Raw genomic sequence first — 23,175 nt, forward strand, 5'->3', positions numbered from 1 at the left:
GGGTGTGGCCGGCGGCTAGTCGATGACCAGGCCCTTGGCCTTCAGGACCGGTTCGAGGCCGCAGACCTCCATGACGCTCTTCCCGGAGCGGTAGGCGGCGATGAAGGCGTCCTCGGCCTCCACCCGCTCCTGGCATGTGGTGATGACGTCCGCCAGGTCCTCGTGGCGGACCACCACGACGCCGTCGGCGTCCGCGCGGACCACGTCGCCGGGGCGGATGATCTCGCCGCCGATCAGGACGGGTTCGGCCATCGGGCCGACGGTTTCCTTGACCGTGCCCTTCATGCAGACGCTGTACGAGAAGACGGGGAAGCCGAGTTCCTTCAGCTCGCGGGTGTCGCGGACGCCGGTGTCGGTGACCAGGCCGCCCAGGCCCTTGGCCACGCAGGCGTTGGCCAGGACGTCGCCGAAGGAGCCCGCCTCGGCGTATGCGCCGGCGGAGACGGTGATGACGTCGCCGGGGCGGGCGTGGGCGATGGCGACCTGGAGCATGATGTTGTCGCGGGGCGCGCAGCGCACGGTGAAGGCGGGGCCGCACAGGGACATCGCGGGGTCGACCGGTTTGATGGTCGAGTCGAGGGCGCCGAGGCGGCCCTGGGCTTCGTGGATGGTGGCGGCGGAGTAGCCGCTCAGGCGCTTGACCAGGTCCGGGTCGGGGCGGTCGAAGGCGGTGTTGACGCGGATCATGTGATCCCCTCAGGAGAGAACGGCGCGGGCGCGGGCTATGGCCTCGCAGGCCGCGGTGAGGACGTCGTTCGAGGTGGCGAAGGAGATGCGGAAGTAGCCCGGCGAGCCGTACGCGGCGCCGTGGATGACCGCGACCGACCGCGCCTCCAGCAGATGGGCGGCGACGTCCTCGTCGGTGCGGATCTCCTGGCCGGACGGGGTGTGGGTGCCCAGAAGGCCGGTGCAGTTGACGAAGGCGTAGAAGCCGCCGTCCGGCGGGGTGCAGGACAGCCCGGGGATGTCGTTGATCAGCTTGGCGACGGTGTCCCGGCGCGCCCGGTAGACGGTGACGCTGTCGCGGACGAACGTCTGGTCGCCGCTGAGCGCGGCGGTGGCGGCGGCCTGGCTGATGGAGGAGGGGCAGGAGGAGATCTGGGACTGGAGGGTGTTGATGGCCCGGATCAGCTCGGCGTTGCCCGCGCCGTAGCCGATGCGCCAGCCGGTCATCGCGTACGTCTTGGAGACGCCGTTGGTGGAGAAGACCCGGTCGGCGAGGCGCGGTTCGACCGCGGCGAGGCTGTGGACCTGGCCCGTCCCGTAGAAGATCTCGTCGTAGATCTCGTCGGTGAGCACGTGGACGTGCGGGTGGTCGAGCAGCACCTCGGCGAGGGCGCGCAGCTCGTCCGCCGTGTAGACGGCGCCGGTCGGGTTGGACGGGGAGTTGAGGACGACCCAGCGGGTGCGGTCGGTGAGGGCGGACGCCAGCCGGTCGGGGGTCAGCTTGAAACCGTCGGCCTCCGGGCAGGGGACGATGACCGGGGTGCCGTCGTTGGCCAGCACCATGTCCGGGTACGAGACCCAGTACGGGGCCGGGATGACGACCTCGTCGCCCGCGTCCAGGGTGGCCATCAGGGCGAGGAAGATGATCTGCTTCCCGCCGCCGCCCACCGCGATTCGTTCGCCGGGGTGGTCCAGTCCGTGGCGCCGCCGGAGCCGGTCGGCGATGGCGGCGCGCAGCTGCGGGGTGCCGTTGACCGGGGTGTATTTGGTGTCGCCCTGCCGGATCGCCTCGATCGCGGCGTCCTTCACATGGCCGGGGGTGTCGAAGTCGGGTTCGCCGACGGTGAGATCGAGGATCTCCCGGCCCTGTGCCTTCAGTTCGCGGACCCGCTGGGCGGCCGCGGTGCTGGGCGAGGGCTTGATGCGGCCGACGCGCTGTGCCGTACGCAAGGCGGTACTCATTCAGTCGGCCCTCCGCTCGAAGTTGAGGCCGCCCGGCACCTGGAAGGTGGGCAGCAGCTCCATGTGGCCGACGTTGACGTGGCGCGGCGAGGCGATGGCGAATTCGATGGCGTCGGCGATGTCCTCCGGCTTGAGCGATTCGTAGCCGTCGTAGAACCGGCGCTGCGCCTCTTCCATGTCGCCGAGCAGCCGTCCGAAGATTTCCGTCTCGACCCGCCCGGGGCAGATTTCGGTGACCCGGATCCGGCGCCCGTATCCGTCCACCCGCAGCTGGCGGGAGAGGGTGTGCACGGCCGATTTGGTGGCGTGGTAGATGGTGTTTCCGCCGAAGTTGTAGACGCCGGCGATGGAGCTGACGTTGACGATGTGGCCGAGGTCGCGTTCCACCATTCCCGGCATGACCAGCCGCACCAGGTGCAGCACCGCCTGGATGTTGACGGCTATCTGCTCGTCCACGGCGAACTCGTCGGCGGTGAGGATGTTTCCGGTCCGCGATACCCCGGCGTTGTTGACGAGGACATCGACCTTGAGGTCCCGCAGTTCCGCGGTGAGCGCGGCCGTGTCGGTGATGTCGAGGGCGTGCGGGATGCAGCCGGTGCGGCTGGCGAGGTCGTCCAGCCGGTCGGCGTTGCGGGCGACGGCGTGAACTTCCAGGCCCTGCTTGGCCAGCCGCTCGACGACCACCGCGCCGATTCCGGTGGAGGCACCGGTCACCAGTGCGGTCTTGTAGTCGGAAAAGGGCATCGGAACTGCGCTCCTCTGTTTCGGTGTGAGGGGTGGCAGGGGTTACGGACGGGGCTACGCGTCGCGCAGCGGCTGGTGGGCCCTGTCCGATACCCGGGATACGGCGATGAGCGTGCCGAGAGCGGTGATGACCGCGTAGAAGGCGGGCATGTTGACGTTTCCGGTTTCGGCGATGAGGTACGTCATCAGCAGCGGCGCGGTGCCGCCGAAGAGCGCCGAGGAGATGTTGTAGCCGAGGCCGTAGGCGGAGTAGCGGACCCGGGTCGGGAAGAGTTCGACCAGCAGGATGTGGATGACGCCGGTGTGGCCCGCGAAGACGATGGCCATGAGGCTCGCGCCGAGAATGGCCAGGCCCACGTTGCCGGTGCCGATGAGCAGGTAACAGGGAACGCCCAGGATGGCCATGGCGACCGCAGCGCCCGACAGGACCTTCTTCCGCCCGATCCGGTCGGACAGCCTGCCCATGAACGGGATGGCGAGGGAGATGGCCACCAGGCTGGCCGAGGTGACGAGCAGCCCCTGCACCTTGCTGAAGTGCAGCTCGGTGCTCATGAACGTGGGCATGTAGCCGAACAGCACGTAGTAGCCGGAGCCGTTCATCAGGGGGATGAACAGGGCGAGCAGCATCGCGCGGCGGTGCTCGGAGGAGGTGAACGCCTCCTTGAGCGGGTTTTTCGCCAGCCCGCCCGATTCCTTCAGCCGGTTGAAGTTCGGGGTGTCGCTGATGCGCCTGCGGATGTAGAGGCCCGTGACGCCCAGCGGGACGGCGAGCAGGAACGGGACGCGCCAGCCCCACGAGTTCATGGCGTCCGTCCCGAGGCCGCTCGTCATGCCCGCGGCGACCAGCGTGCCGGTGAGCAGCGAGAGGAACGAGGCGATCTGGGCGTAGCTGGTGTAGAGGCCGCGCTTGCCCTCGGGGGCGTGCTCGGCGAGGAAGCTCATCGCGCCGGACGCCTCACCGCCGACCGAGAAGCCCTGGAGCACCCGGAGCAGGATCAGCAGGACGGGTGCCGCTATGCCGATACTCGCGTACGACGGCAGCATGCCGATCGCCGCTGTCGCGACGCTGATCAGCATGATCACGAAGACGAGCATGCGCTGGCGCCCGATGCGGTCGCCGAGGTGACCGCAGATGATGCCGCCGAGGGGGCGGAAGAAGAACGAGACGGCGTAGCCGAGGAAGACGAGTTGCACCTGGACCGCGTTGGACGCGTCGGGGAAGAAGACGACACCCAGGGTGCCCGCCATGAAACCGAAGATGCCGTTGTCGTAGAGCTCGGCGAAGATCCCCACGCATCCGGCGAGGGTCACCTTCCGCGCGGTTCTCGGATCGACGACGTTGGGGGTTGGTCGGGCGGCGGCGACGGCGGTCATGATGTCTCTTTTCTGTGGCGGGATCAGGCAGGTGGGGCGGGATCACTCACAGCGGGGAAGGGGACAGGACTCGGAGGGGACCGGAATTCAGACGGCGGGGACGGGAATTCAGACAGCGGACGGGACGGGCCCGTCGGAAGAGGGGAGGGGGATGCGCAGCTCGTCGAAGACGGTGCGCACGCGGGCGGCGAGGGCGCGGATGGCGAGGCGCTGGGACCGGTACGCGGTCACCGCCGCGTCCACCGTCCGGTGCCGGAACCGGACCGGCTGACCGGGCCGGGCCTGCCCGAGCGCGGACAGACCGGTCGCGGTGACCACGGCGAGCACCGGGTATCCGGCGGTGACGCCGCGGCCGCGGTGCAGGACGAGCAGTTCGTCGCCCGCGGGCACCTCGACCGCGCCGACCGGCACACCGCGCGAGAGCACCTCGCCGGTCGCCACCCGCCGCGGTACGTCGCCGCTCATCCGCAGTCCGATGTGGTTGCTGCGCGGGGTCACGGTGAACGGGGACCGGAACAGCCGCTCGGCGGTGTCGCCGAACTCGGCGAGGTCGGGGCCGTCGGTCACGTCGATCGTCCAGGACTCGGCGAAGCGCGCCGCCGGGGCGTGCACCCGGAACAACGGGATGCCGAACACCGGATGGGCGACCGGCGGGCAGGAGGCCCGCAGGGCCAGCTCGTCGCCGTCGCGCAGCGTGCGTCCGAAGCCGAGGATCGTGTCGGGGGCGCAACTGCCCAGCAGCGACGGGGTGTCCACCGAGCCGAGGACGGACAGGTAGACGCGCAGTCCCAGCCGGATGCCGGTGACGGCGATGGTCTCGCCCGCCCGTACCGGCAGCGGTTCCCACTGCGGCCGTGGCACACCGCCCACGGTGACGTCGGCGGGTGCGCCGGTGACCGCGATGAGGATGTCGGTGGACGGGGTGCAGGCGAAGTCCAGGGCGGTGATCTCCACCAGCGGCTCGCCCTCGTCGTTCCCGGCCAGCACGTTGGCGACGCGGGCGGAGTGCTGGTCGAGCGCGCCGTTGACCGGCAGGCCGTAGCGGGAGTGGCCGAACCGGCCGAGGTCCTGCACGGTCGCGAGGCCCGCCCGGTGGACGGTGAGGGTGTCAGTCATGACACGCCGCCAGGGGTGCGCCCGCGTGCTCGTCCCACTGCTCGGGGACGATCGGTACGAACTGGAAGGTGTCACCGGGCCGGTACGGGGTCAGCGGCCGGGCGTCGAGGTCGAGCACCCGCAGCGGGGTGCGGCCCAGCAGCGGCCAGCCGCCGGGGGACGGCATCGGGGAGATGACGGCCTGCCGTCCGGCCACCGCGACCGACCCGGGTACGACGCTGGTCCGCGGCGAGGCGAGCCGCGGCACGGGCCGCGGGAACGCCGGGCCGTCCATCATCGGGGCCGCGGCCGGGGCGCCGAAGCAGCGGACGGTGAGGGGAGCGCGCGAGTGCAGCTCCACCACCTCGTCCTCGGTCAGCCCCAGCTGCCCGGCGACGACGGGCAGGTCGGGGCCGTACTCGCCCCCGTAGACCACCGGCACGACGAAGCGCCGGGGCGCGGGGCCGGGGCGCGTGTCCTCGGCGAGCCGGCCGCTCTCGTACCGCAGCAGCCGCCGGAGCGTGAGGTGGTCGGTGGTGGCGCAGTCGAACTCGACGAGCAGCGTGTCGTACGTGGGCACGATGCCGTACACCCCACCGGGCTGGGCGGCCGCGACCGCGTCGGCCAGGGCGTGGACGGTCTGCCAGGCCCGATCCGGCGGCATCCCCGAAGCCTTGACCACGACGGCCGAGTCGCCGCAGTCCGCGATGGTGACCTCGCCCGTCATGTCAGGCACTCCCCACGGCTGTGGGCTTGAGGTCCAGGACCTCGGTGAGCGGCGCGATCCGCACGCCCGCGCCGAGCAGTTCACCGCGGATCCGGTGGGCGAGCGCGATGGCGCCGGGGGTGTCGCCGTGCAGCAGGACGGTGTCGCACGCGACCGGGAGGTCACGGCCGCCGACGGAGCGGATCACGCCCTCGGTGACCATCCGGACCGTCCGTTCGGCGATCTCGCCCGCGTCGTGGAGCACGGCGCCGGGTTCGCTCCGGGGCACCAGCGTGCCGTCGTCACGATAGGCCCGGTCGGCGATGCCGACGATGCCGACCCGCAGGTCCAGGGCGCGGGCGGCATCGGCGAGTTCGCCGTCCTGGGCGAGGACGATCAGGGACCGGTCGAAGGACGCCACGGCCCCGGCCACCGCCTCCGCGTAGTCGGGGCGGGTCGCGACCAGGTTGCCGAGCCGGCCGTGCGGCGCGATGTGCCGTACCGGGGTGCCGTGCGCGGTGGCGAAGGCGTGCAGCGCGCCCAGCTGGTACAGCGTGTCGGTGCGGACCTCGTCCGGGGTCAGATCCATCGCGCGGCGGCCGAATCCGACGAGATCGGGAAAGCTGTGATGCGCGCCCACCGCGACACCGATTTCGGCGCAGCGGCGGACGGTCGCGTCCATGATTCTCGGATCGCCCGCGTGGAATCCGCACGCGATATTGGCCGATGTCACCACGTCCAGCAGCGCCTCGTCGTCGCCCATGGTGTAGGCGCCGAATCCCTCGCCGAGATCGGCCACGAGATCGACCGCATGCGTCATGACGTCCTCCGGGAAAAGGAAAGAAAGCGGCGTCGTCACCTCTATGCGGGCGTCGTCGCCTCTATGCGAGAGGGAGCTTCGCGGGGAGAGAAATTCGCGTTCCGGTGAACGTAATCCGAACGCGAGGAGGCGGCAAATACGCGTTGGATGTGACGCGATCGGCTCTGGTTATGACCTGGGCCACATTCCCCGCCGGGCGACGGCCGGCGGGGTGCCTACCATGAGGCCCCCGAGGCTGGAGGGCCACGCATGGACACCAGGCGTCTGTACTCGTTCGTGAAGATCGTCGACGCCGGGAGCATCACGCGTGCCGCCGACATCCTGCACATCGCGCAGCCGGCGCTGAGCCAGCAGCTCTCGATGCTGGAGACCCAGTTCAAGCAGCAGCTGCTGATCCGCAGCAAGCGCGGGGTGGCGCCGACCGAGGCGGGCCGAGCCCTGTACCGGCACGCCCAGCTCATCCTGCGCCAGGTCGAGCTGGCACAGGCCGCGGTCGACGTGTCCGGGCGGGCGCCGGCCGGCAGCGTCTCGGTGGGCCTGGCCCCGTACAGCATGGGCGCGGCGCTCGCGCTGCCACTGCTCACCAGCGTGCGCGAGCGCTACCCCGACATCGTGCTGCACATCAACGAGAACTTCGGCGGGGTGATCAGCGAGGCGATCATGACCGGCCGGATGGACATGGCGTTCATCTACGGGGCGGGGCCGCTGCGGGGCGTGCAGTTCGAGCCGCTGCGCACCGAGGACCTGTTCCTGATCGCGGCGCCGGGCCGGACGACGGAGCCGGGCGGGGGCGCGGATGTCCCGCTGGAGGAGCTGGCGGACGTGGAGCTGCTGCTGCCCAGCCGGATCCACACCATCCGCCAGGTCGTGGACGCCGCGTTCCAGCACGCCTCGCTCCAGCCGCGGGTGATCGGCGAGGTCGAGTCCGTCCTGACGCTGGTCAGCGCGGTCGGCGCGGATCTGGGGGCGACGGTGCTGCCGTGGTCGGCGGCGCGCGCGATCCTCGACGTGCGGAACCTGGTGGTCCGGCGGATCGTCGACCCGGCCATCCCGGTCAAGCTCTCCCTGTGTACGTCCGACAGCCAGCCGCTGTCGGAGCCCGCCCATGCCGTGCACGATCTCTTCCATGAATTGATCGCCGGCTTCGGCGAGACGTGATCGGTCCGGTGGCCGGTCCAGTGATCGGCCCTTGGTGCCGAAGAAGCAGGTATCAAGAAGGCCGATCGGGCCACGCGAAACACGTTTTTGTTGGCGCACCCCGCGCTCATCAACGTCTTTCCGCACGTGGCCAGAAAGGGAATCCATGGACGTCAGCGCTCGTATCGAAGCCGTCTACGCGCAGATCGTGCGGCGTAACTCCGGCGAGGCGGAGTTCCATCAGGCGGCGCGGGAGGTGCTGCAGAACCTGGGGCCGGTGCTCTCCGCGCATCCGGAGTATCTGGAGGCCCGCATCGTGGAGCGGCTGTGCGAACCGGAACGCCAGGTGATCTTCCGGGTGCCCTGGGTCGACGACCACGGCGTCGTCCAGGTCAACCGCGGCTTCCGGGTGGAGTTCAACAGCGCGCTCGGCCCCTACAAGGGCGGCCTGCGCTTCCACCCCAGCGTCAACCTGGGCATCGTGAAGTTCCTCGGCTTCGAGCAGATCTTCAAGAACGCGCTGACGGGGCTCGCGATCGGCGGCGGCAAGGGCGGCGCGGACTTCGACCCCAAGGGCCGCTCCCAGGCCGAGATCATGCGCTTCTGCCAGTCCTTCATGACCGAACTCCACCGCCACCTCGGCGAACACACCGACATCCCGGCCGGGGACATCGGCGTCGGCGGCCGGGAGATCGGCTATCTCTTCGGCCAGTACAAGCGGCTCACCAACCGTTTCGAGGCCGGTGTCCTCACCGGCAAGGGCCTCGGCTGGGGCGGCTCCCACGCCCGTACCGAGGCCACCGGCTACGGCACCGTCCACTTCGCGCAGGAGATGCTGCGCACCCGCGGCCAGGACCTGGCGGACCGCCGGGTCGTGGTGTCCGGCTCGGGCAATGTCGCCGTGTACGCGATCGAGAAGGTCCACGCGCTCGGCGGCCGCGTCGTGGCCTGCTCGGACTCCGGCGGCTATGTCGTGGACGACGACGGCATCGACCTGGAGCTGCTCAAGGAGATCAAGGAGAACCGCCGCGCCCGGCTGTCGGCCTACGCCGAGGTCAGGCCGACCGCCACGCACTCCGTCCGCGGCTCGGTCTTCGACGTCCCGTGCGACATCGCCCTCCCCTGCGCCACCCAGAACGAACTGGACGACCAGCACGCCGTCGCCCTGGTGAAGAACGGCACGCTGGCCGTCGCCGAGGGTGCCAACATGCCGTGCACCCCGGCGGCCGTCGAGATCCTGCGCGAGGCCGGTGTCCTCTTCGGCCCCGGCAAGGCCGCCAACGCGGGCGGCGTCGCCACCTCCGCCCTGGAGATGCGGCAGAACGCCTCCCGTGACAGCTGGCCGTTCGAGCGGACCGCGTCCGCCCTGGCCACCGTCATGTCCGACGTCCACACCCTGTGCCGCACCACCGCCGACCGCTTCGGCGATCCCGACGACTACGCCCTGGGGGCGAACGCCGCCGGGTTCCTGCGGGTCGCGGAGGCCATGGACGCGCACGGGGTGATCTGAACCCTGACCGGCGGTCACACACCCGTGGCGTCGGCGGCGGTCGTGTCGGAGGTCGCGTCGAGCACCCGGTCCGCCCGGTCCGCCCGGTCCGCCCGGTCCGTGGCCGGCTTGCGCAGCAGCAGGAGCGCCGCGTCGTCGTGCAGCCGACCGCCCACGTGCGCCAGCAGTTCGTCGTGCAGCCCGGCGAGGGTCCGGGACGGCTCGTCGCACAGATGCCCCGGCACCCGCTCGGCCAGCGGGAAGTACGCCCGGCCGTGGTCGCGCGCCTCGATGACGCCGTCGGTGTAGAGCAGCATCTGGTCGCCGTCGGCGAACGGCACCACCTGGAGGCTCGGCGCCTCGCCGCCCAGCGAGGCCAGGCCCAGCGGCGGCGCCGGGCGCACCGGCTCGACGGGTACGACGGTCCCGGCCGGGCCGATCAGCAGCGGCGGCGCGTGGCCGCAGTTGACGATCTCCATGCGCCCGCCGGCGGGGCATCCGGCGACGACGGCGGTGACGAAGTCGTCCGGGGCGAGGTTCCGGGCGAGGCTGCGCTCGATGCGGCCGACGACGTCCAGCAGGTCCGGTTCGTCGTACGCGGCCTCCCGGAACACGCCGAGCACCAGCGCGGCGGTGGACACGGCGGGCAGCCCCTTGCCCCGCACATCGCCGACGATCAGCCGGACCCCGTACGGGGTGGACGCCAGCGCGTACAGGTCGCCGCCCACCCGGGCCTCCGCCGCGGCGGCGCTGTAGCGGACCGCCACCTGGAACCGGCCGACCCTGGCGGGCACCGGTCGCAGCAGCGCGTTCTGCGCGGCCTCGGCGACCGAGCGGACCGCGGCCAGCACCCGTTCCCGGCGCCTGCGCAACACGCCGGCCAGGCAGCTCGCCAGCGTCACGGCGCCGAGCGTGGACAGGGCGACCGCCTGGTCGTGGACGGGCGCGTCGAGCCATGCGCCGAGCACCGCGCCCAGCGCGACGGCGAGGAACCCGATCCGCAACACCCCCCACGGCCGGCACGCGGCGGCGGCGAGCGCGGGGCCGACGGCGAGCAGCGGCAGCCAGCTCGACCCGTCGCCGGTGACGAAGGCGATGACCGCCACCGCTGCCAGAATGAGTACGGGCACTCCGGCCGCGAACGGCGCGGGGGGATAGGGCTGGTCCAGATGGGTGCGGGCCTGGATCATGTCCGGGTCTGCTGCTCTCTCTCGCTCACTGGGCTGTCCGTTTCGTCCAGAGAACCAGCGGTTCGCGGTGAGCGACAAGGGCCGGGATTTCAGATAGTGAGCGAAAGGCCCCTGGTCACGCGGTCGGCCGTCGGCAGCAGCCGCTCCCGTATCTCCTCCAGCCGCGCGTCCCGGCCCGTCCGGCCGGCCTGGAACGACACCCCGAGCGAGCCGAGCCGGTCCCCGCTGTAGACGGGCACCGCGAGGCAGACCGTGCCCAGCGCGTACTCCTCCAGGTCGGTCACGGGCGCGTCGGCGGCCGAGGCGTCCAGCCGCCGCAGCAGCTCGGCGGGGCTGGTGACGGTGCGGGGCGTGAGATCGGCGAGCGGATGCCGGGACAGGTACTCGCTGCGGGCCTCGTCGTCCAGCTCGCGCAGCACACACTTGCCGAGCGCGGTGGCGTGCCCGGCGTCCTCGAACCCCACCCACAGATCCACCCGTGGCGCCCGGGGGCTGTCGACGATCTCCGCGACCCGGATCTCGCCGTCCTCGTAGAAGGTCAGATACGTGGCGACCGACAGCTCGTCCCGCAGCCCGGCCAGCGTCGGCCGCACCCGGTTGAGCAGCGCCTGCCCGCGGCTGCCGCCCTGGAGCGTGTGCAGCTTGTCGCCGACGACGAAGCCGCCGTCGGGCAGCCGGTGCACATAGCCGTCGTGAACGAGGGTCCGCAGCAGGTGGTACGCGGTGGCCAGCGGCAGCCCCGCCTCCCGCGCCAGCCGTTTCGCCGGCGCACCGCCCTCATGTGCGCCCACGGCCTCCATCAGGCGGAAGGCTCGCTGCACGGAGGTGATGAGCGTAGGGCCTCCTGGAGTACCCATATGACCAGCTTGCGCCCGGTACGGCGGCCGGGCAAGGGCGTATCGCCCGCGGGCGCGGCTGCCAGGTTCGCCGGATGCCGAGACGCTTATCGGGGATTCTCATCGGTTCCGTCTTCGGAACGGTCTTCGTCCTCGCCAACGCCCACGCCCCGCTGGCCCCTGCGGCCGGGACGGCGCTGCGGGTGCTGGCCCTGGCCGCCCTCACCGGGCTCGTGGCGATCATGGTGCTGGTGGGGCGGCGGGGGGCGCACTTCCTGGTGCTGATGGCGGTCTGGAAGCAGCGCAGCATCGCCGTGCCCGGTGCGGCGCTGACCGTGCTGGGAGCGGCCGGGCTGGCGATGGCGGCGACCCCGGCGGTGGACTGGGTGCCGTTCGTCAGCGGTGTGCTGTCCGGGGCGGTCCTGCTGGGCGGCGGCACGTACGCCGTCACCCGGGAGTACCGGGCGGCGGCGGGGGCGCCGGCTCCGCACGACGAGGGCGCCGACCGACCCGGATAGTCGGCCGGCGCCCTCGGACCGGGGGAAGGCGGTGCGGCGGTCAGCCGGGGCTGATCCGGCCCCGCCAGCCGCCCTCTTCCTGGCCCCGGTGCTCGATGAAGTCCTTGAACCGGTGCAGGTCGCCCTTGATCCGGCGGTCGAGCGTCCCGGTCATGTCGGCGGCCTTCTCCGCCATCCCGGTCGGTTCGAAGACCATGGCCAGCTTGACCTCGGTGTGGTTGTCGTCCAGGGACCGGAAGGTCACCAGGCCCTGCTGCTGCACCTCGCCCGAGGTCGTGCGCCAGGCGATGCGCTCGTCGGGGAGCTGATCGACGATCTCGGTGTCGAACTCACGGTGCACACCGGCGATCGAAGTCGACCAGTGATTGTGCCGGTCGTCCACCTGCGTCACCTGGTCCACGCCTTCCATGAACCGCGGGAACTCGGTGAACTGCGTCCACTGGTTGTAGGCCGTGTGCAGTGGAACCTCAACCTCGACGGTCTCCCGCACGGTGCTCATGGGTGACTCCTTTCGACGCTGTCACCGCACCGGGTAACCGGGACCGCGCCCGTAAAACGTGCCCGCAAGGCGTGCCCGCAGAGCCTCAGCGCAGCGGATGCAGCGCGGCCAGTTCGGCGGGGGCGGTGCCGGTCGCGATGGCGTCGGCCAGCAGCCGTCCGGTGAGGGGGCCGAGGGCCACGCCCCACATGCCGTGGCCGCCGTTCACGTACACCCTCGGCGAGGCGGTCGGGCCGACCAGCGGCAGCCCGTCGGCGGTGCACGGGCGCGACCCGACCCACTCGTCACGGCGGGCGTCCCAGTCGACGTCCCGCAGCAGCGGACGGGCCGCACCGATGATCGCCTGGATGCGGCGCGGATCGACCGGCCGCTCCGGAGGCGCCAGTTCCATCATTCCGGCGACCCGCACCCGGCCGTCGCCCAGCGGGGTGCACACGACCTTCTGGCCGGCCAGATACGTCGGGCGCGCCGGCGCGCCCGCGGCGGGGACGCTGAAGCTGTAGCCGCGCCCGGACTGCACGGGCACCCGCACCCCGAACGGGCGGACCAGCCGGTTCAGCCACGTCCCGGTCGAGACGACGGCGACGTCCGCGCGCAGGTCGCCCTGGGACGTGCCGACCGCGACGCCCGTGCCCAGATCGCGGATCCCCGTCACCTCGGCCCGCTCCACGATCCGCCCGCCGCGCTCCCGGACCGATTCCGCCAGCGCCCGCACGAAGTTCCCGGGGTTCAGCCGCCGCTGCCCGTGCAGCGCGATGCCCGCGCCGACCGCGTCGCTGAGCACCGGCTCCAGGTCACGCGCGCGGTCGCCGTCGATGGTCTCGTACGGAATCTCGTAGCCCGCCGCCCGGGCGTGCTCCAACTCCTCCACCATCGCCGCCCGCTCGGCCGCCGTATTGAAAGCGAGCAGCATCGGGTCGACGGGGACGGTCGGCTCCGCGACACCGCCCGCCGCGAGGTCGTCGTACGCGGCGAGCGCGTGCCGGTTCAGCCCGGCGAACGTCGTGGCCAGCACCCGCCAGCGGCGCGGGGTGCAGTGCCGGGTGAACGACAGCAGGAACCGCGCCAGCCGCGGATCGGCCCGGGGCGGTATGTAGACGGGCGAGGTCGGCGTGACCAGGCTGCGCACCCCGTGCCGCAGCGCGGCGGGCTCGGGCAACGGCATGGCCAGCGCCGGCGTCAGCCACCCCGCGTTCCCCCACGAGGCCCCGGCCGCCGGCCGCCGCCGCTCGGCGACGGTGACCTCGACGCCGTGGCTCTGCAGGGCCCAGGCGGTGGCGAGCCCGACGATCCCGGCCCCGACGACGACGGCGCTGCGTGGTGTGGACACGGTGGCGTTCCCCTTCCCCTGTTTCCCATGGTTCCCCGGTTGCGTACGCATCATGGGCGGACGGGGGCGCCCGACGCACTGTCCGCGGGACCGATTGCGCGGGGCCGGGCGTTGTCGTACGGCACAAGACCGCGGTGGGGTACGGCCTAGGGGAGACGTAGCGCGCGCAGGCGCAGGCGGAGCTGGATCTCGAACTTGGCGGCCGGGTCGGCGAGGTCGAGCCCCGCGATCTCGTGGGCCCGCCGCAGGCGGTAGCGCAGGGTGTTGGGGTGGATGTGCAGCTGCCGGGCGGCCAGCCGGGCGTCCTCACCGACGGCCAGATAGCGGGCCAGGCTGTCGAGCAGGTCCGTGCCGCGCTCGCGGTCGTAGCGCTCCAGGTCGGCGATCGCGCCCAGCGGGTCGTGCCCGGCCTCGTCGGCCAGGTCGACCGTCTGCATGAGCAGCGCGTCCAGGTGGACGTCGCGGATGTGCGCGGCGGCGCCGCCCGTGCCGCCCAGCCGGGTGAGCAGCCGGACGACCAGGTCGGCGTCGGCCCGTGAACGGTCCAGCCCTTCGGGCCCTGGGACGGTACGGCCCACCCCGGCCACCAGCCCGGTCCGGTCGTGAAGTTCCCGGACCACGCGCGCCAGCCGCTGTTCGTCGCGTACCGGCAGCACGGCGTAGCCCGCGCCGTCGATCTCCCCGGTCAGCCCGTCGAGCCCCGCGAGCGCGCGCCGCAGCGGTTCGCCGGACGGGGCCGGGGCCGATGGCCGCAGCGCGACGACGGCCAGCGGGCCGGGCGCCGGCGGCAGTTCGGCGGCGGCCTCCACCGCCGCCGCCCCGCCGCCCAGGAGGGCTCGTACGGCCGCGGCCCGCCGCGCCTCCTCGCCGCGCCGACGGGCGATCCGCCGGGCCAGCACCGGGGCGGCCAGCGCGGCCGACTCCTCCAGCGCCGCCCGCTGCTCCGGGGAGGGCGCGGTCGGCACGATCGCCCAGATCGACCCCACGGACAGGTCGTCCACCCGGATCGGCATGATCGCCCGCGGCAGCACCCCGGACGCGCGGAAGTCCGCGTACAGCGGGGCGGACGAGCCCGCCAGCCGCACATCCAGCCGGTCGTTGCGCAGCAGCGGCCGGTACCGCTCGGGCACCCGGCGGTTGAGGATCATCGCGACGCGGGCGTCGTCCGAGTTCTCCTGGCCGGGCGAGTAGGTGATCAGCTCGGACGCGTCGTCCTCGATGGTGACCGGCGCGCCGACCAGCCCGGCGATGCTGTTGGCCAGGGCGAGGAGGTCGTCCGGGGAGTCGTCGTACATGGCTCCTCCGCTCATGAGCGCGCCGCCGGTTCCGGGGGCGCCTACCCGGGCCGGGCCGTATCGAAGCTCCGTCGAAGCTCCGAGGCGGAGATTATCCATGGCCTGGCGGCCGGTAATCCTCCTCCGCCGTCCTCGCCGTGGCTACCCGATCGCCTGCGGGCGCCGCCGCCCGTACCCGGTGGCCTGCTCGAAGGCGTGGCCGACCTGGAGGACGGCGAAGTCCGCCCGGTGCGGTCCGACGATCTGCACCCCCACCGGCAGCCCGGCGGGGGTGAACCCGGCCGGGACGGACAGGGCGGGGCTGCCCGTCGCCGTGACCAGGTACGCGGAACGCATCCACTCCAGGTAGTCCCGCATCGCCACCCCCGCCACCTCGGTCGGGTACTCGATGCCGATGTCGAACGGCGGCACCTGGCTGACCGGGAGCAGCAGCACGTCGTAGCGCTCGAAGAAGGCGCGGACGCGGTGGAAGAGGGCGGTGTGCAGCACCTCGGCCCGGGCCACCTCGGGCCCGGTGAGGCGGCGCCCCACCTCCGCGTTCTCCCGGATGGTCTGCTTCAGGCCCTCCGGGTGGCGGTCCATGAGCGGGCCGAACGCGACCTCGAACAGCGCGGCCCGTTGCGTACGGAAGACCTCCTCGCCCTCCGACAGGTCCGGGCACGCGCGCTCCACCGCGCACCCGAGGTCCTCGAAGACGCCCGCCGCCGCCTCCACGACCGCCGCCACCTCCGGCTCCACCGGCACCAGCCCGCCCAGGTCCGGCGACCAGGCCACCCGCAGCCCGGTCGGATCCCGGTCCAGCGGCCGGGCGAACCGGGCGCCCGGCTCCTCCAGCGCGATCGGCGACCGGGGGTCGGGGCCCGCCATCGCGGACAGCAGCAGTGCGGTGTCCGCGACCGTACGGGCCATCGGGCCCTTGACCGAGAGCGTGGTCCACGCGTTCGCCGCGGGCCAGGTCGGGACGCGCCCGGGCGACGGGCGCAGCCCCACCACGTTGTTGAACGAGGCCGGATTGCGCAGCGACCCGCCCGTGTCGCTGCCGTCCGCGAGCGGAACCATGCCGGCGGCCAGCGCGGCGGCCGCGCCCCCGCTGCTGCCGCCCGCGCTGCGGTCGGGGGCGTACGGGTTGTGGGTGGCGCCGAAGATCGGGTTGAACGTGTGCGAACCGGCGGCGAACTCGGGCACGTTGGTCTTGCCCAGGGTGATCGCCCCGGCGTCCCGGATCCGCTCGATGATCAGGTCGTCCTGGTCGGGTATGCCGTCGGCGAGGGGCGAACCGTGGCTGGTGCGGATGCCCGCGGTGTTGTGGGTGTCCTTGTGCGCGATGGGCAGCCCGTGCAGCACCCCCACGTCGTCCGGCCCCGCCGCCACGATCTTCTCGTCGGCCGCCGCGGCGGCGTCGAGCGCGCGGTCGGCGACGAGGGTGACGATGGCGTTGACCCCGGGGTTGACGCGCTCGATCCGGTCCAGATGCGCCCGCACCACCTCGCGCGCGGACAGCTCGCGACGCCGGAGCAGGGCGCTCAGCTCCAGGGCGGTCTTGTAGCAGAGGTCGTCGTTGTGGTCCGTCACGGTAGCTCGCTCTCGTAGATTGCCGAATTGTCCCCCACCCCGCCCCTCCCCGAACCAGGGGCCAACCCCTGGACCCCACGGGGCTCCGCCCCAGCGGGCGGGGCCATCGGGCGCCCGCTCCCGGACCGGCCCGACCCGGCGTAGCCGGAGGTCCCGGGGCGCGGTACGGGTGGCCCCACGCGGCGTGGCCGCAGGCGTCGTCGGGCCTCCGCAGCCGGGGCACGGTCGACGCCGCGCGGCAGCGGAAAGCAGGCGGCCGGGGTTGGTCCCCATCCCACCCCTCCGGGCGCCGTCCCGCACCGGCTGCCGCCTCCGGCCCCGCGTCGCGAACGAAGCCATCGGGCACTCCTGCGCCCCGTGCGCGAAACCACCCGCGCAGGGGAGCAGGCGGCCGGGGTTGGTCCCCCACCCGGCCCCTTCCCGAACCAGGGGCAAGCCCCTGGACCCGCGGGGCTGCCGCCCCAGAGTCCGGGAGCGGGCGGCCGTGGCGTGGTTTCCACGGCCCGCAGACGCGGCGCAGCGGCAGGCGGCTGCTGGGGCATGGTGAGGCCCGGCGGGACCACGACCGGCCGCCGCCGGGCCGCCCGCCACCCCGGCGTGAGGGGAACGCCCTGGCACTGCTGCCGCTGCCGATCCAGCGTTCGGGGGTGAGCGTCGCCGTGCGGCGGCGCGGCGGCGCACGGCGCAGCGGCGTCGGCGGGCCGGACGACGGCGCGTTGCAGCGGGGCGGGGTCCAGGGGCGGAGCCCTTGGTTCGGGAAGGGGCGGGGTGGGGAACAACCGCAGCCACAGCGTCGCCGCATCGGCACCGCCGGCAGACCCCACGCGCGAGGTGGCGCGGTGCCGAACGGCGCTTCCGGGCGCCGCCGGGAAGGCCGCCCGCGCGTGTGGCGGGCGGCCTTCCCGGGGCGGGAGAGCGGCATCGGGGCGCGGCGGGCGGTTATCCGCGGGGGGATGCGTCGGGGTTCCGCGGGGCGGTGGCCGCGGCGGCGTGCGGGGCCGAGGCACCGTGGGGCCCGGGGGCCGCGGCACCCGGGGCGGGGGTCTCCGTTCGGGCAGGGGCGGGGTGGGGGAAGAGCAGCCGCACCAGCAGCGCCACCGCCACGTTCACCCCCAGCCCCACGAGCCCGGCGTTCACGTGCCGCACGTCCACCTCGGCCAGCGTCAGCCACGTCACCACGGCCTCGCCCGCCGCCAGCCCCGCCAGGGCGGCCCGGGCCGTGAGCAGGCGGCGGCCGCCGAGGACGGCGAGCAGCCCGGGGACGAGCTGGATGAAGCCGCTCACCGTGAGCAGTTGCAGGTCGGCCAGCAGCCCGGGGCGCAGGATGCCGAGGGTGAGGGCGAGGCCGATGGCCAGGACGACGACGCTGTGGTTGACCCGCATCCGGGCCGACTCCCGGCCCGGGGGCAGCAGGTTCTGGGCGACCAGGGTGGAGATGCCGATGCACATGGCCCCGGCCGGGACCATCGCCGAGGCCGCGGCGGCGACCACGACGAGCCCGGTGGCCCAGTCCGGCAGGGCGCCCTGGGCGAGGGTGAGCAGCACCCCGTCGCCGTCCCCGTCGGCCCGTACGACCACCCCGGTGAGCCCGACCATGATCGGGATCATCAGCGCGACCTGGTACAGCGGCATGAAGATGTTGTTCGTGCGGATCGCCCGCGGCCCGCCCGCGGCCATCAACGGCGGCCAGTGGTGCGGCGTCGCCATCATGCCGCCCGCGATGGCCGAGGCCAGCACGCTGGTGGTCCACCACACCTGGTCCTGCTCCCCGCCGTGCACGGTCAGCATCTGCGGCTGCGCCTCGTGCACCCGCTGGAAGACCTCGCCCACACCGCCGCCGACGTAGTGCAGCGGGATGACGACGGCGAGCACGGCCATGACGCCGACCGTCAGCACGTCCTTGAAGTAGGCGCTGTTCTTCAGCCCGCGGATCCCGGACCACAGCACGAAGGCCGCCGTCAGCGCCGAGGCCAGCACCATGCTCAGCCGCCCCGACGCCGTACTGCCCGTGACCAGCCCGACGACCATGCCGAGCCCGGTGAGCTGGAGCTGGATGTAGGGGAGCAGGAAGATCAGCCCGATGACGGCGACGACCTTGCCGAACAGCGGGCTGCGGTAGCGGTCGGCGAAGTAGTCGGCCTGGGTGAGGTAGCCGTTCTCCTTGCCCAGCCGCCACAGCCTCGGCTGGACGAAGTACAGCCCCAGGAAGGCGAGCGCCAGGTAGACGACGGCGTACGTGGCGGCGTTGCCGCCGGTGAACGCGACCCCAGCGACCCCGAGGAAGCTGAAGGTGGTGAACACCTCGCCCGCCTGGAGGAACCACATGGCGGCGGTGCCGAAGTTGCGCCGTCCGACGGCCCATTCGGCGAGGTCGGCGGAGCGCCCGCGCCGGCCGAGGAAGCCGCAGAGGGCGAGGGCGCACATGCCCAGCAGCGATACGGCGAGGACGACGCTCACTGTCCCTCACCCGCCATCGCCCGCTCACGGTGCCGGAACAGCCCCCACTCGACGGCGGCCAGCGCCGGGGTGAGCGAGAGCACCCAGCCGCCGACCCATACGTACAGCGAGGGCATGCCGAACCACAGCCGCTCGGCGTTGACGAACGGCAGCCACACCGACGCGAGCAGGGCCAGCGCAGGGACCACGGGCAGAAGCAGGAGAAGTTTGCGCCACGACACGGTACCTCCAGGGCGCGAGGGGACTGCGCGGCATTCAACAGACCCGGCGCCGCGCCCGGCTTCGTCACCAGCGGCCAACATGCGACGGCCCCGCCTTGTCCGCGCGGACAAGGCGGGGCACCACATCGTGGTGCGTTACCGGCGCGCGCCCACCGGAAGCCGCGCGGCCGACGTCCCAAGACCCGTCGGCCCGAACAGCTGCCGCGGCGCCCCACCCGCCTCGTGCAGCAGCTCCTCCTCCCGGTACCGGGCGGTCTCCCGGTGCCAGGTCAGGATCCCGGTCATCCAGTCCTGGAGGTCGCGTACGTACCCCTCCAGGTCCGCCCGGCCCTCCGCCGACAGCTCGAAGTCCTCGTACAGGACCGGGAACTCGTGGGCCGCGATGTGCTGGAACTGCCGCATCCGCGAGGCCATCAGGTCATGCACGATGGCCACCCCGCTCGGATAGTCGCAGTCGAAGAAGTTCTGCACGACCAGGACGCCGTTGTGGACCTCGCCCTCGAACTCGATCTCCTTCTGGTACGAGAAGACGTCGTTCAGCAGTGTGGCGTAGTCCATGGCGGCGTTCTCCAGCGAACGGACCGGCCCGCTGCGGTAGATGGCCGGCCGGCGCAGGCTCATGACGAGGTGGGAGCCGAAGGTGTGGCGGCGCATCTCGATGTAGTCGACCGGGTCGGGGATGCGGTGCTGCGCCTGGTTCGCCAGCTCCCACAGCCAGCTGTCCAGCATGTCGTCCACGGTCGTGCGGAACGCGCGGCGCGCGCCCTCCTCCATCGGCCCCGCGGTACGCGCCCACAGGTCGGCGAGGGCGCGCTCAAGGCCACTGGCCGGGACGGGGGTGGGGCCCGCTTCGACCGGCATGAAGGTCTTGAGCCGGTCGTTGCACACCTTGGCCCCGGTGAGGTCCCGCTTCCGGCCGAAGACCCGCGGATAGTAGTCGTCCGCGTACGTCGCCCAGGCGAGCCAGCCCGACGTCAGGTCCAGATCGTCGGGGGACGCGTCCGGCTGTATCCCCGCCGCGCACAGCGGCAGGTCGGCGGCGAGCAGCCGACGCTCGTCCCAGACGTCCGAGTCGGGAACGCCGGGCTGCGGCCCGAGGATGCCCATCCGGTGCGACCACTCGACCAGATTGCGGCGCGCCCGGCCCAGATGCGGGCTGAGCCGGGCGGTGAACGGCATGAAGAAGTCCGGCAGCCGGGACGGCCCGACCCGCTGGTACGGCACATGGCTGAAAGTGCGCGCCCTGGCCCGCTCCGCCCGGCCGGTGGTGAGCCGTACGTCAGCAGCGGATACACCAAGACCACTGCCGCCGAGACCGCTGACGGAGAACGGCGACCAGGCGGGCTCGCTCCCGGCCCCTCCGCCGTTCATGTAGCGGCTGGAACGCATGTGCCACTCATGGCCGCCGGACTGCCAGTCCTGGAGCCCCTTGACGTACGCCATGACGCGCGCGCAGGCCGCCGCGTCCAGGCCGTGCTCGGCGAAGAGCGGGGCCAGCTCGGTGAACGTGGTGTTCTCGAACTGCTGGAGCCGCGAGGTGAGCAGGTCGCCCACGGCATCCGCCGCCTGCTGGGTGGTGCAGCCCAGGAACGTCTCCAGGACCAGCACCCCGTTGCTCAGCTCGCCCTCCTCCTCGATCTCCCGCTGGTACGAGAAGAGGTCGTTGCGCAGATGCACCGCGTCCGAGAACGCGTCCCGCAGCACGCGCAGCGGCCGCGACTCCGCGACCACCGCCGGGACCTCGGCCCCCGCCGCGTGCTCCACGAGCCCCGCCGACCACGGGGCGCCGCCGACCTTGCGGCGCATCTCGATGTACTCCACCGGATTGGGCGTCCGCCCTGCGTTGATGTTGGACAGCTCCCAGAGCGACTCGTTGAGCAGGTTCTCCGTGGACTCCCGGAACCGGGCCCGCCAGTCCGGCGACATCGCGGGCACCGTACGCGCCCACAGGTCCTTCAGGCCCGCCTCGACGGGGTTGACCGCCTCCGGCACGACGGCGTCCGGACCCATCGGCTCCATCGGCATGAACAGCGGCAGCCGGTCCAGGTACGCCTTGCCGCCCGCACGGTCCTGCGAGCGCTTGAACCGCTCCAGGAAGTGGTCGTCGAAGAAGAACACCCACACGTACCAGTCCGTGATCAGCGCCAGCTCGGCGGCGGAGCACTCGGGGTGGGTGTAGGCGCACAGCAGGGCGTAGTCGTGGGCGTCGAGATCCGCCTGCTCCCAGATCCCGGAGCCCTCGAGCATTCCCATCTCGCGGGCCCACCGGGTGGAGTGCTCCCGCGCCTCCTGGACATGGGGATTCAGCCGCGCCGGGTACGGCGTGTAGAAGTCGGGGAGTTGAAAGGGCTGTGTCACTGGTGGGCCGGCACCTCTCCGTGCGACGGTTGCCCGCGGCCGTGAGCAGGGCCTACGGGCTGATCGGCTCGGCCCTACCCAGGGTCCTGACGGCCTATCCGACAGTCCGACGAGTGGCATAAGCGTGCGAGCGTTTCCGGCCCCGCCGCGCGGAGCCGGAAACAGCGGATCGCGCTACGGTCTCGTGGCCTGGGACGGGACGACGGCCGTCTGCGGCGTCGAGGCGGACCGGGACACGACGGCCCCGGCAGCCCCGGAACTCTCCGCCGTCGACCCGCCCGCCGCCGGCCGGAAGGCCCACTCCATCCGCGGCTCCATCGCGAAGCGGAAGATCCGCTGGACGAGCGGGGAGCACAGCGCCGTCACCACCACCGCGGCGATGACCGTGACCAGGATCGCGCCCGCCGGGGTGTGCAGCCAGGACGGGTCGTACCAGCCCGCGGAGTGGGAGCCCTTTATGAGCAGGCCGTGCAGCAGGTACCCGTACAGCGTTCCGGCGCCGAGCGCGGTGAACCACATCGTCCGCCCGGGCACCCAGGCGAAGAAGCACGCGGTGAGCACCATGGAGCAGCCGAAGAGGGCGAACGTCATCACGATGCCGCTCCACCACGGCGCCCCCAGCTCCTGGGCGCTGTCCCGGTGGTAGAACCACCCGGCGTTCATGCGCGGCACCGCCCAGTACGCGAAGACCAGCGCGGCGACCGTCACCGGCACCGCCATCAGCCGCACCGCGCGACGGCGCACCATCCGGAAGTGCTCCGGCCGCATGTGCAGTCCCGCCACGAAGAAGGGCAGGAACTGCAGCACCCGCTGGAGGTCGAGATCGTCGCCGATGTCGGGCGAGCACGAGGCGAGCGCGGCGATCGCGAGCGCGAGCGGCACGGGATGGCGCGCGATCCGCCACACCGGGGTGGTGACCCGCCACACGAAGAGCGCGACCAGGAACCAGGTCAGGTACCAGGGGTCGAGCAGGCTGATCGGGTACGAGGGGTCGTCGCTCGCCCAGCCCTTGAGCAGGCTGTACGCGCTCTCGAAGATCACGTACGGGACGACGACCCCGGTGAGGAGACGCTTCAGCCGATCCGGCCGGAGGTCGAAGTTCCGCGAGAAGTAGCCGGAGATGAGGATGAACGCCGGCATGTGGAAGGCGTACACGAACATGTAGAGGGCGGATGCCGCTCTGCTGCCGTCCCGCAGCGGTTCCCAGGAATGCCCCATCGCGACCAGCACGATGGCCAGGTACTTGGCGTTGTCGAAGAACGCGTCACGCTGCTGGGGGGCGGCGGAGGGCGGGGCCGCCTCGGGAGGCGGCGAGGCGGGCGTGGGAGCGGGGGCGCGTTGCGCGCGACGTAAGGACGAGATGCTCATCACATACGCCACCTCGTGGAACCGACAGCGGCGATCCCGCCTCTTTGTGGGGTTGAGGAGAGGGCTGCGGAGTGGAACATTCCACGCACAGTAGTGGCGGCCAGACGGCCACGGGCGGAATGGCTCAGCTCTTGCGCACGACGGTTCACGCCCCCGCCCTCACTGTCACACTGCGCCCCCGCACCCGCCGCCGAGCCCCGTCGCGGTGAGGCATCGCCCCATTGGCCCGGCTGTGCGCGCGGTCCCCGGCCGCCTCGC

20 protein-coding genes are annotated in these 23,175 nt (G+C 72.4%); 3 read left to right on the forward strand and 17 right to left on the reverse strand.

The genetic code is table 11. The annotated features are described in order from the left end of the window. Positions 1 to 15: 15 nt before the first annotated feature. The 7 genes from ACH4SI_RS11920 to ACH4SI_RS11950 form a co-directional block, all read right to left on the reverse strand. Positions 16 to 687 (reverse strand): 4-carboxy-4-hydroxy-2-oxoadipate aldolase/oxaloacetate decarboxylase, encoded by a 672-nt coding sequence (locus ACH4SI_RS11920; RefSeq protein WP_398295446.1) that lies wholly within the window; start codon positions 685 to 687, stop codon positions 16 to 18. A 9-nt stretch (positions 688 to 696) separates the two neighbouring features. Continuing rightward, positions 697 to 1,908 (reverse strand): aspartate transaminase, encoded by a 1,212-nt coding sequence (locus tag ACH4SI_RS11925; protein ID WP_398295448.1) that lies wholly within the window; start codon positions 1,906 to 1,908, stop codon positions 697 to 699. After that, on the reverse strand, positions 1,909 to 2,652 hold the full coding sequence (locus ACH4SI_RS11930) for an SDR family oxidoreductase (RefSeq protein WP_398295450.1): 744 nt from the start codon (positions 2,650 to 2,652) through the stop codon (positions 1,909 to 1,911). It lies immediately after the preceding gene. Positions 2,653 to 2,706: 54 nt separating this feature from the next. Next, positions 2,707 to 4,026 carry an MFS transporter gene (locus tag ACH4SI_RS11935; protein WP_398295452.1) on the reverse strand — a complete coding sequence of 440 codons (1,320 nt, stop codon included), beginning with the start codon at positions 4,024 to 4,026 and terminating at the stop codon, positions 2,707 to 2,709. A 108-nt stretch (positions 4,027 to 4,134) separates the two neighbouring features. Beyond that, the gene (locus tag ACH4SI_RS11940) at positions 4,135 to 5,142 is read right to left on the reverse strand and encodes a biotin-dependent carboxyltransferase family protein (protein ID WP_398295454.1); all 1,008 of its coding nucleotides are present in this window, start codon (positions 5,140 to 5,142) and stop codon (positions 4,135 to 4,137) included. After that, positions 5,135 to 5,848, reverse strand: a complete 714-nt coding sequence (locus ACH4SI_RS11945) for an allophanate hydrolase subunit 1 (RefSeq protein ID WP_398295456.1) — start codon at positions 5,846 to 5,848, stop codon at positions 5,135 to 5,137. Before ACH4SI_RS11945 ends, ACH4SI_RS11940 begins: the two co-directional genes overlap by 8 nt. 1 nt (position 5,849) lies before the next feature. Continuing rightward, positions 5,850 to 6,647 carry a LamB/YcsF family protein gene (locus ACH4SI_RS11950; protein WP_398295459.1) on the reverse strand — a complete coding sequence of 266 codons (798 nt, stop codon included), beginning with the start codon at positions 6,645 to 6,647 and terminating at the stop codon, positions 5,850 to 5,852. A 249-nt stretch (positions 6,648 to 6,896) separates the two neighbouring features. Between ACH4SI_RS11950 and nac the strand changes: the two genes are divergently transcribed. Both nac and gdhA read left to right on the forward strand, forming a co-directional pair. Next, a complete protein-coding gene (gene nac, locus ACH4SI_RS11955) occupies positions 6,897 to 7,805 on the forward strand; it encodes a nitrogen assimilation transcriptional regulator NAC (RefSeq protein ID WP_398295461.1) in 909 nt (302 codons plus the stop codon). Between the two features lie 145 nt (positions 7,806 to 7,950). After that, a complete protein-coding gene (gdhA, locus tag ACH4SI_RS11960; RefSeq protein WP_398295463.1) occupies positions 7,951 to 9,294 on the forward strand; it encodes an NADP-specific glutamate dehydrogenase in 1,344 nt (447 codons plus the stop codon). Positions 9,295 to 9,308: 14 nt separating this feature from the next. Here gdhA and ACH4SI_RS11965 read toward each other — a convergent pair whose 3' ends face one another. Together ACH4SI_RS11965 and ACH4SI_RS11970 are read right to left on the reverse strand one after the other, a co-directional pair. Then, positions 9,309 to 10,463, reverse strand: a complete 1,155-nt coding sequence (locus ACH4SI_RS11965; RefSeq protein WP_398295465.1) for a PP2C family protein-serine/threonine phosphatase — start codon at positions 10,461 to 10,463, stop codon at positions 9,309 to 9,311. 89 nt (positions 10,464 to 10,552) lie between these two features. Continuing rightward, positions 10,553 to 11,320 carry an IclR family transcriptional regulator gene (locus ACH4SI_RS11970; protein WP_398295467.1) on the reverse strand — a complete coding sequence of 256 codons (768 nt, stop codon included), beginning with the start codon at positions 11,318 to 11,320 and terminating at the stop codon, positions 10,553 to 10,555. A 74-nt stretch (positions 11,321 to 11,394) separates the two neighbouring features. Here ACH4SI_RS11970 and ACH4SI_RS11975 point away from each other — a divergent pair, with 74 nt between their 5' ends. Beyond that, entirely contained in the window at positions 11,395 to 11,817 is a 423-nt protein-coding gene (locus ACH4SI_RS11975; protein ID WP_398295469.1) for a hypothetical protein, read from the forward strand. A 40-nt stretch (positions 11,818 to 11,857) separates the two neighbouring features. Here the strand turns inward: ACH4SI_RS11975 and ACH4SI_RS11980 are convergent, their stop codons facing one another. From ACH4SI_RS11980 to ACH4SI_RS12015, 8 genes are all read right to left on the reverse strand, one after another. After that, the gene (locus ACH4SI_RS11980) at positions 11,858 to 12,316 is read right to left on the reverse strand and encodes an SRPBCC family protein (protein WP_398295471.1); all 459 of its coding nucleotides are present in this window, start codon (positions 12,314 to 12,316) and stop codon (positions 11,858 to 11,860) included. Between the two features lie 85 nt (positions 12,317 to 12,401). Continuing rightward, positions 12,402 to 13,646 (reverse strand): NAD(P)/FAD-dependent oxidoreductase, encoded by a 1,245-nt coding sequence (locus ACH4SI_RS11985; protein WP_398295473.1) that lies wholly within the window; start codon positions 13,644 to 13,646, stop codon positions 12,402 to 12,404. Between the two features lie 146 nt (positions 13,647 to 13,792). After that, positions 13,793 to 14,941 carry a PucR family transcriptional regulator gene (locus ACH4SI_RS11990; RefSeq protein ID WP_398295475.1) on the reverse strand — a complete coding sequence of 383 codons (1,149 nt, stop codon included), beginning with the start codon at positions 14,939 to 14,941 and terminating at the stop codon, positions 13,793 to 13,795. 141 nt (positions 14,942 to 15,082) lie between these two features. Further along, positions 15,083 to 16,513 (reverse strand): amidase, encoded by a 1,431-nt coding sequence (locus tag ACH4SI_RS11995; RefSeq protein WP_398295477.1) that lies wholly within the window; start codon positions 16,511 to 16,513, stop codon positions 15,083 to 15,085. A gap of 939 nt (positions 16,514 to 17,452) precedes the next feature. Further along, entirely contained in the window at positions 17,453 to 18,970 is a 1,518-nt protein-coding gene (locus ACH4SI_RS12000; RefSeq protein WP_398295480.1) for a sodium:solute symporter, read from the reverse strand. Beyond that, on the reverse strand, positions 18,967 to 19,191 hold the full coding sequence (locus tag ACH4SI_RS12005) for a hypothetical protein (protein WP_398295482.1): 225 nt from the start codon (positions 19,189 to 19,191) through the stop codon (positions 18,967 to 18,969). The genes ACH4SI_RS12000 and ACH4SI_RS12005 overlap by 4 nt, the downstream gene beginning before the upstream one ends. A gap of 135 nt (positions 19,192 to 19,326) precedes the next feature. Beyond that, positions 19,327 to 21,549 carry a germacradienol/geosmin synthase gene (locus tag ACH4SI_RS12010; RefSeq protein ID WP_398295484.1) on the reverse strand — a complete coding sequence of 741 codons (2,223 nt, stop codon included), beginning with the start codon at positions 21,547 to 21,549 and terminating at the stop codon, positions 19,327 to 19,329. 174 nt (positions 21,550 to 21,723) lie between these two features. Continuing rightward, positions 21,724 to 22,917, reverse strand: a complete 1,194-nt coding sequence (locus tag ACH4SI_RS12015) for an acyltransferase family protein (RefSeq protein WP_398295486.1) — start codon at positions 22,915 to 22,917, stop codon at positions 21,724 to 21,726. Between the last annotated feature and the right edge of the window lie 258 nt (positions 22,918 to 23,175).

Source organism: Streptomyces sp. NPDC021212 (assembly GCF_044332925.1).
GTDB lineage: Bacteria > Actinomycetota > Actinomycetes > Streptomycetales > Streptomycetaceae > Streptomyces.